The organism is Paractinoplanes tereljensis, assembly GCF_016862435.1.
GTDB classification, from domain to species: domain Bacteria; phylum Actinomycetota; class Actinomycetes; order Mycobacteriales; family Micromonosporaceae; genus Actinoplanes; species Actinoplanes tereljensis.
Genome location: NZ_BOMY01000078.1, coordinates 1 through 1,464, shown reverse-complemented (window position 1 = coordinate 1,464; position 1,464 = coordinate 1). Strand labels below are relative to the sequence as shown.

The following is a 1,464-nucleotide window of genomic DNA, read 5'->3' as shown; positions in this document are numbered from 1 at the left end:
GTTACCTTTTTGATCGTCCCCAGCCGGGGACGGCTCGGTCGCCCGGCCTGGCATGACTTACTGCCCCTGTCGTACGGATGATCCGGGGGGTGTTGTCACCAGGCCGGGTGGCGTCGACGGATCGCTGATAGGGACACGACCACCTGGTGGGTTGGGGTAGGTCTCCTCGTAACGTGGCTGCCGACGGTCGACGCCGGACTGGCGATCGAGCTGACAGGTGACGTCGCGGGGAGGCGATGTGCACAGCGACTACCAGGTATTCCTCGGTCTCGACGTCGGCAAGGACGGCCACCACGCCGTCGCCTTGGACCCTGGCGGGAAACGGCTGCATGACGCTGCGCTGGTCAACACCGAGAACAAGCTGCGGCAGGTGTTCGACAAACTCGCCCGTCACGGCCGGATCCTCGTGGTCGTCGACCAGCCCGCGTCGATCGGAGCGTTGCCGGTCGCGGTCGCCCGGGCCTGCGGCCACCAGGTGGCCTATCTGCCCGGGCTGGCGATGCGCCGGATCGCCGATCTGCACCCTGGTGCGGCGAAGACCGATGCCCGGGATGCCTATGTCATCGCGGACGCTGCCCGGAGCTTGCCGCACACACTGCGCCGGGTCGACGTCGGCGACGAAACCCTCGCGGAATTGGAGGTCCTGGTCGGCTTCGACGACGACCTCGCCGGCGAAGCCACCCGGATCTCGAATCGCATCCGGGGGCTGCTCACCCAGATCCACCCGGCGCTGGAGCGTGTCCTCGGACCGAGGGTCCAGCACAAGGCGGTACTGGAGCTGCTGTCGCGTTGCGGCGGCCCGGCCGGGCTGCGCAAAGCCGGCCGTTCCCAACTCCTTCAGATCGCCTCGAAGAACGCCCCTCGCATGGGAGAACGCCTCGTCGGGCAGGTCATGACCGCCCTGGACGAGCAGACCGTGACCGTTCCCGGCACCGCCGCGGCGGAGAAGATCCTGCCCCGACTGGCCGACAGCCTTCGCGATGTCCTGCTGCAGCGTGATCGGGTCGCCGGTGAGGTCGAAGGGATCCTTGATGCGCACCCTCTTGCCCGGGTCCTGACCTCGATGCCCGGCATCGGAGTCAGGACCGCAGCCCGGATCCTGCTCGAGGTCGGCGACGGCACCGCCTTCAAAACCCCAGGTCATCTGGCCGCCTACGCCGGCCTGGCCCCGGTCACCCGCCGCTCCGGCATCTCCGTCCGCGGCGAGCACCCGCCCAAGGGCGGCAACAAGCAGCTGAAACGCGCGTTCTTCCTCGCCGCGTTCGCGTCGCTGGCACACCCGCCATCGAGGGCCTACTACGACCGCAAGCGTGCCCAAGGCAAACGCCACAACGCCGCCCTCATCTGCCTCGCCCGCCGCCGCTGCGACGTCCTGTTCGCCATGCTCCGCGACCAAACGCCCTACCAAACCCGGCCGACAGACCACGCCCTCGCCGCTTGACGAAACCCATAGGGACACCCCCC

At 68.7% G+C, this 1,464-nt stretch carries 1 protein-coding gene; it reads left to right on the top strand.

All coding sequences use genetic code 11. From position 1 onward, the window contains the following. Nucleotides 1-238: 238 nt before the first annotated feature. The gene (locus tag Ate02nite_RS48525; protein WP_203814810.1) at nucleotides 239-1,441 is read left to right on the top strand and encodes an IS110 family RNA-guided transposase; all 1,203 of its coding nucleotides are present in this window, start codon (nucleotides 239-241) and stop codon (nucleotides 1,439-1,441) included. Nucleotides 1,442-1,464 lie beyond the last annotated feature (23 nt).